Source organism: Microbulbifer discodermiae, from assembly GCF_040742695.1.
Lineage (GTDB): Bacteria > Pseudomonadota > Gammaproteobacteria > Pseudomonadales > Cellvibrionaceae > Microbulbifer.
The window spans coordinates 22813-30031 of the sequence record NZ_JBFLAB010000050.1 but is presented as its reverse complement, the minus strand read 5'-3'; the positions used below and the strand labels follow the sequence as shown (position 1 = coordinate 30031).

Below are 7219 nucleotides of genomic sequence, written 5' to 3'. Positions count from 1 at the left end.
CGCCTGCGTCAAGCCCTGCTCAAGGACCAGCTTTACGGCCTCTGAACGAAACTCTATTGAATAAGTCTTTCTCATAGTCATTACATACTCCCAATTGCCTATGGTAACAATCGGGACTGTCCGGAGAAATCAGGCTACCCCATTGTTTTTATATTTAAAGTAAGCTTATTTTACAAGTCCATACCTTGGATTAATACGTAGGGAACTACCACCTCTGTCGGTGAGGCTTGACACGGCTGTGCCGTTCAGTCGTACAGGGTAGAGGATATAGCCACCCATTAAACGGCAGGTTCTTTTAGCTGGCCATATGAGAGACAGGCAGATCCAAGTCCACGTTAAGCATTATTGCAGGTATCACATAGTATTTGTCCCGAAGTATCGAAAAAAATGGTATTTGGGACTTTAAGAAGACAGGTCGGAGCCATATTCCGTGATCTTTGCTGCCAAGCAGTAATTGGCCTAGCCGAGGATTATGCAATGAAGGAGCGCATCCACATATTGTTGAGGATTCCTCCCAAGTTCGGTGTGGTTCATACGGTAGGGCTCCTTAAAGGCAAGTCGGCGATTCTAATATTGCGTGAGCACTTGCAGGTCAAGGGAAATTTCACCGGCAGGCATTTCTGGGGCAGAGGCTACTGCGTTGGCACAGTTGGCCCAGATTAGCAGCTAATTCGAGAGTACATCAAGAATCAAGAAAGCGAGAAACGCCGCCAAGAGCAGATGGGGTTGATGGGGCTGCAACATATCTCCCTCTGGTGGCTTGCAATATACCGTCCGCTTCGCGGAAAGTTGCTGATTTATTGTGCTTCTTGAGTGCCTATCTAGCAAGTTGTTGAAAAAGGCATCCTGCCTGCTTCAAAACACGAAAAGCGAAAAATGTGATTTTCACTTTTCTCCCAAAATCAACGACTTAGGCGTCGTTGATTTTGCCGGAACATCCATATTCCGGCACCAGGCGTCGAAATTCTTCGAATTTCAACAGCCTGCTAGGTGAAAATGGTCCTTGCCAATAAGGTTGGACGATGTCTTTTCAGGCTTGCGACATACTGTGCTCAAGCTTAATCAAACGGAAAAGAAAGTAACCAATGACCGCACAAACTCAGCATACTAAACAGGTTATTACATTCAACTGGCCCGTGGTGGCCGGGCTATTATTGATAACTGCCATACCTGGTATCCCTGCAATTGTTATCCTGGCTTTGGTCCTGTTTGGCAGCGGCGCTGTGGCGGGGGTGTCGGATGTCATCAATGCACAGTACTTTGCTACACCTGCGGCGATACTAACGCATGCAACGGCTGGCGTGTTATTCTTTTTGACTATGCCTTGGCAGTTTTCACCCCGCATCAGAGTGCGTCGGTCGGTATGGCACAAAGTAGGCGGGCGACTGGCTGTTACCTCGGGCTGTATTATGGCTTTGTCAGGGGTGTGGATGCACTTGATGCTTTCACCACATGAGCTGGGTGGGCGTTTTGTTTCCTTGCTTATTATGAGTACCGCTATTTGTACCGCTTTTTGTGTCGCCATTGTGCATATTAAAAAAGGGCGTATTGCACAGCATAAAAAATGGATGATAGGTGCCGTAGCACTTTCTTTAGCAGCAATCACACCATTGTTTACCGGTGCCTTATTACACCTTGTGTTTAGCTCCTGGGAGGGAATCTATGAATCCTTACGGGCTTTCCATAATAATTATGACCGACTCATTGCTATGGCGATTAATTTAGCTATCGCGAATGTCATTACTTGGCAAAATAGCGTTTCTCAACCAAATGCTTCGACTTTGCCCGAGCAATCTTATTGAAGGTACAATTCCTTCTTATGCATTAACGGAGCGGCTCGGGGGGTTGCATAAAGCCTTTGCAGTTTGAGCAGCGCCCAGGAAGTCTGTCCTTTTGTTTAAAACAATGTACAGACTTCAGGTTTCATGCTCTATTTTGCTCAAAAAATAAACCGCGCCACCCGATGTGAGGACTTCCAGGTATCCAGGGTCAATTGAAGGGTGGCAATTTGTTAAATAGACCCGTCGGGGTTTTAAAGGCTCCACATCTAATTGCGTAAAATCTCTGCCTTCGGGACAGCTGAATCAGCAACACCCCGGCCAATTGTGCAGGAGTACTATCAATCTACAGTGTGACCGGTATTCGCGGCAATGGGCCACACCCAGCCGTTAAGGGCTGACCGGCATTAGCCACAGGACAAAGCCTGCTGTCGAAGAAGAGACGCTACCGGAGCTGCTCCTATGTGCCACACCCGGCTGTATGTGCTTGTGCTGCACCTTGAAATACAACCGTGTATCAGACTGAGAGGCGACTGGTTATACCTCCGACACTAACTGCTGGTCGCTTCTATAGCGCAATTGCTCAAATGCCTGGTACTGACTTAAAAATACCTTTCCCGACAAGTGCCCTAGAAATCCTGTACGCACCAGAGAATCCATGACCGGGCCCTTGACTTCGGACAGGTGCAGCTCAATACCCTGCTCTACCAGACGACTATTGATAGCTTCCAGCACTTCCAGGGCACTCCAGTCTATTTCGTTAATTGCACTGCACATCAGGATCACATGGCGTACCTGCCTGTTGCCGGCCAGATCTGCGTAAATGCGATCCTCGAGAAATCCGGCATTGGAAAACATCAGGCTCTGGTCCACACGAATGCTGAGGAGTTGTGGATCAGTGATCACTTTATGCCTTTTTATGTTGCGAAAATGCTCTGTCCCTTCAACCAGGCCTACTTCCGCTATATGCGGCTTTGAAGTGCGCAACAAGAACAGCACAATGGAAGCGATCACGCCGCAGGAAACGCCCGCCTCCACTCCAAATATCAGGGTGACCAGAATGGTGACGAGTACCGCAAAGAAATCGCTTCTGGAAAACCGCCAGGTTTTTTTTAAAATGGAAAAATCCACCAGCGACAGCACGGCCACCATAATGATCGCCGCCAGTGTCGCTTTGGGCAGGTAGTATAGGTAGGGTGTGAGAAAAACCGAAGCGAGGGCAATGCCAGCTGCGGTAATAATACTGGCCATTTGGGTAACTGCACCGGCATCGAAGTTAACCACTGAACGGGCGAAACCACCGGAAACGGGGAAGGCCCCGGAAAACCCCGCGGCCAGATTGGCGGCGCCGAGGCCGATAAGCTCCTGGTTAGATCCGATTTTTTGTCGGCGTTTCGCCGCCAGGGTTTTGCCCACCGACACCGACTCCACATAGCCGATAATGGATATCATCAATGCCGGCAGCAGCAGCTGCTGTGCAAGCGGCCAACTAAGGTCCGGCACCGACAACAATGGCAGACCCGCAGGAATAGTCCCTACCAGTGCCACCTGGCTTTGCTCGAGGTCCCACCACAGGGTCAGCAGTATAGTGACCACGATGCCCACCAGGGGCGCCGCTTTTGCCAGCAGTGCCGCCTGGTGGCGCGGAACGGACAGGCGCGTCAGCAAGCTCACCGCGCCGCTTCGCATCCAGACCAGAAATGCGCCGACTCCGAGTCCCAGCCCGAGCGCATAGGGGCTCCATTGCGATAGATCGGTCAGCATCGACTGTACCAGCTGCGGCAGGCTGTGACCGCCTGCCTCGATACCCAGAAGGTGTTTGAGCTGGCTGAATGCGATGAGTATTCCCGAAGCGGTGATAAATCCCGAGATAACCGGGTGGGACAAAAAGCTGGCCAGGAAACCCAGGCGCAACCACCCCAGTAACAGCAGAAACAACCCGGAAAACAGTGCCAACATGGCGGCCGCTGCCAGATAACTTTCACTGCCCTGCAGGGCCACTTCCCCCAATGCCGCTGCACTCATCAGCGAGGCTATGGCAACCGGTCCTACCGAAAGGGTACGACTGCTGCCGAAAACAGCGTAGGCGACCAGGGGCGCGATACTCGCATATAACCCCACTTCCGCAGGCAAGCCGGCCAGCAAGGCATAAGCCAGGGACTGGGGGATCAGCATGCTGGTGACAATCATTGCCGCCAGTAAATCGCTGCGCAAGGAGGCACTATTGTAGTCTTTAAGCCAGCCGAAAATCGGCAGATAGTTCTTGAATCTTCCCATAACAATCAAGAGTCCGAAGCATCCGAGCCACTGCCGGAATTGCAAGTTGCCCCCCGTATAACCGGGTACTTTCGTTCCGTGCTCTGACGATGCCTCGCGGCCTTGCAGAAGCGGCATGAGAGACTGCCACCGCTACGGACTATACCTATCCGCTTACCCGCAGCGGGGATTGGGGCGAATTTATCCATAGGCCATATTTCCACCGGTCCAGGGGCCGAGGGACATTCCTTACAATTTGTCCACGGGAATCTTCAGGTACACAGTGCCGTTGTCCTCCGCCGGCGGCATTTGGCCGGCCCGGATATTCACCTGGATGGAAGGCAGAATCAGCCGCGGCACCTCCAATGTGGCATCGCGCTGTTGGCGCATGGCCACAAACTCCGCCTCGCTGATACCCGCCCGCATATGGATGTTACTGCGCTTCTGCTCACCCACGGTGGTTTCACAGCAGTGCCTATCGCGACCCTGCGGAGGATAGTCGTGGCACATAAACATGCGGGTGTCTTCCGGCAGCTCCAGTAGATGTCGCACCGAACGGTAGAGCTGGGTCGCGTCGCCGCCGGGAAAATCGCAGCGGGCGCTGCCGACGTCGGGCATAAACAGGGTATCGCCGACAAACAGGGCGTCGCCGATCAGCCACGCCATGTCCGCCGGGGTATGGCCCGGTGAGTAGATGACCCGCCCCTGCAGATCGCCCAGTGTAAAACTATCCCCATCGGCAAACAGGTGATCAAACTGACTGCCATCCACCAGAAACTCCCTTTCCAGATTGAAAACATCGCAGAAGATTTTCTGCACATCGCGGATATGTTCACCGACGCCCACCCTGCCGCCCAGTTGTTCACGAATGAATGGTGCTGCGGACAGGTGGTCCGCGTGGGCGTGGGTCTCCAGAATCCAATCCAGGCTAAGTTGCTGCGCACGCACATAATCCACCAGTCGCTGGGCATTGGCGGTTCCCGTGCGGCCGGAGGGGACATCGAAATCCAGCACCGGGTCTATTATTGCGGCGGAGCCTCCGGGGCGGTCGTACACCACGTAACTCCAGGTCTCTGAAGCTTCATCCAAAAAGGGCTCAACCAGGGGCCCGGTTTTTCTTATCGACATATACCTGTCTCTTAACTTCCGTAAGCTTGGCAACAATATATTATTCTGTATTATGTTTACAAATAGAATTTGTTTTTGGAGTTCAGGTGGCAAAGAGCCCGGATATGCCCAAGACCTCCAGCATCCGAGTGGAAAAATACGCGCCTCAGCGGCCGAGGCGGCAACCATGCTACGCTCTCTGGCCCACCGGGACAGGTTGTTACTGCTGTGTCAGCTCAGTCACGAAGAACTATGCGTAAGCGAGCTGGAGGAGCAACTGGATATCCACCAGCCTAGCCTGTCACAACAACTGGGCATATTGCGCCGGGAAGGACTGGTGGCCACCCGCCGTGAGGGAAAACACATCTACTACCGAATCCGCGATCGGCGGGTGCTGGCACTGCTGCAGACTCTTTATCAACTCTATTGCGCGCCGTAATCACCAGCGCCCGCTGCAGCGCTTTCACCCCCGGTCTGCTCCGCACGCATAAGTAGTTGTGCAGCGGCTGGGAAAATACCACAACTGCCGTGCGACAATTAGGGAATCCCTCACCCCAGCGCCACCGGGGCCGGGGGGATATCTAAGGGGCCAGGCCGGACACACCGCCAGCCACTGCAGCCAGCTTTAAGCCCAGGCACACCGCTCCACAACGCCGCTGTACCGCTCTTTAAACAACATGAAGGCCCAGTCCGCCCCCACTTTCACCGGTAAAATACTCTTTGCAAAAACCGAAAAAGGTTCGAGTGATTCGCGTCATGGGTGCATGGGCCGAGGTCACAAAAGCGTATTCTTGTGCTATCTCGGGCACGAAGGAGCGAAACACCAGGGAACCGCCGGCATATTGCCGGGCCAGCACCCCATTGACCAGAGCGATACCGGTCTCACGCCGGGCGAAGGCGCAGGCACCAGCGATGGTATGCGTCTCCACCTGCACACGCATTTTTACACCCGCGCTGTGAAAGGCCTTTTCTATCTGCACCCGGGAATGCCGCCCCTTACCCATCAGAATCAGCGGTTCCTCCTGCAGGTCCTGGGCACTTATCTTATCCTTTTGCGCCAGCGGGTGGTCACCGCCGAGGGCACAAACCGTATTAGCGACGAACAGGGAGTGGGCACTGAGGCCTGGGTAATCGACGGGCAGCTTGAGAAAACCGCAGTCCACCGCGCGCAGAGCCACCATCTTGGTGGCAGTATCCACGCTATGGGAATCCAGGCTGATCTGTACACTGGGATAGGCCACCAGAAAGCGACTGACCAAATCCGACAACATACCCTCAGCGACACTGGGCGGAGCGACGATTCGCAGGGCTCCCATATCTGAATCCTTCAGACCCTGCGCCAGCCTGGTGACCCGCTCGAGGCTGTCCAGCGCCAACTCCACCTCAGGGTGCAGCGTCAACGCCTCTTCAGTTGGAATCAACCGGCCTTTTTCCCGATAGAAGAGTTCAAAGCCCAGATAGGATTCCAACACACCCAACAGGCGACTAACGCCGGGTTGAGTCAGGCCCAGGTGCCGGGCGGCGGCAGTGGCACTGCCCGTCGCCATGATAGAGCGGAAACACTCCAAACCCTTGGGGTTGATACTGAAAGAAGACTGGTCCATATGACTGTTATTCTTGTTATGTATATGACCGGGATTCTACAGAGTTTTTATGAACTCACCAATAACAAATTATTGTGGATATATTAATACTCATAAGGCGGCAGGATTTGAATTGCGACAGGGCCGCACATATTGCACAGTTTGTACGCAAACCGTTGAATAAATACAAAATCCTGGCATTCACTATTATCCAATAAAAATTCATGCCCTGTAATCAGAGATTAAGGAAAAATCAAAATCTCTCATCAATTTCAAGAGATACATGATTAGACGCCCATTCACCATCCTGCAGCTTTTCCCAATATCCACACTGGTACAAGCCAGCCATTTCAGGACCTATAAGCCGCCAACTCAAGCCGTAGCCATAGAAATATGGCGACCGAAAAGGACTCGCTTCCAAACCGGTAGGGCCTTTGTCATCTACCGGCTTGTCCCGCAGTGCTTTGGCGATCTGAACCTGATTCCTGAAGTCCG

General features: G+C 53.0%; 6 protein-coding genes. 3 read left to right on the top strand and 3 right to left on the bottom strand.

Annotated features, from left to right (window positions below; translation table 11 throughout):
- The first annotated feature begins 345 nt into the window (after positions 1–345).
- Positions 346–663 (top strand): IS200/IS605 family transposase, encoded by a 318-nt coding sequence (gene tnpA, locus AB1S50_RS15385; protein WP_455363757.1) that lies wholly within the window; start codon positions 346–348, stop codon positions 661–663.
- Between the two features lie 422 nt (positions 664–1085).
- Entirely contained in the window at positions 1086–1802 is a 717-nt protein-coding gene (locus AB1S50_RS15380; protein WP_367151819.1) for a DUF2306 domain-containing protein, read from the top strand.
- Positions 1803–2315: 513 nt separating this feature from the next.
- On the opposite strand, the gene AB1S50_RS15375 is transcribed toward AB1S50_RS15380, so the two are convergent.
- Both AB1S50_RS15375 and AB1S50_RS15370 read right to left on the bottom strand, forming a co-directional pair.
- Positions 2316–4055: a SulP family inorganic anion transporter gene (locus AB1S50_RS15375; RefSeq protein WP_367151818.1), complete on the bottom strand. Its 1740-nt coding sequence runs from the start codon at positions 4053–4055 to the stop codon at positions 2316–2318.
- 228 nt (positions 4056–4283) lie between these two features.
- Entirely contained in the window at positions 4284–5162 is an 879-nt protein-coding gene (locus tag AB1S50_RS15370; protein ID WP_367151817.1) for an MBL fold metallo-hydrolase, read from the bottom strand.
- A 166-nt stretch (positions 5163–5328) separates the two neighbouring features.
- Here AB1S50_RS15370 and AB1S50_RS15365 point away from each other — a divergent pair, with 166 nt between their 5' ends.
- Entirely contained in the window at positions 5329–5580 is a 252-nt protein-coding gene (locus AB1S50_RS15365; protein ID WP_367151816.1) for a metalloregulator ArsR/SmtB family transcription factor, read from the top strand.
- A 229-nt stretch (positions 5581–5809) separates the two neighbouring features.
- Here the strand turns inward: AB1S50_RS15365 and AB1S50_RS15360 are convergent, their stop codons facing one another.
- On the bottom strand, positions 5810–6745 hold the full coding sequence (locus tag AB1S50_RS15360) for a LysR family transcriptional regulator (protein WP_367151815.1): 936 nt from the start codon (positions 6743–6745) through the stop codon (positions 5810–5812).
- Between the last annotated feature and the right edge of the window lie 474 nt (positions 6746–7219).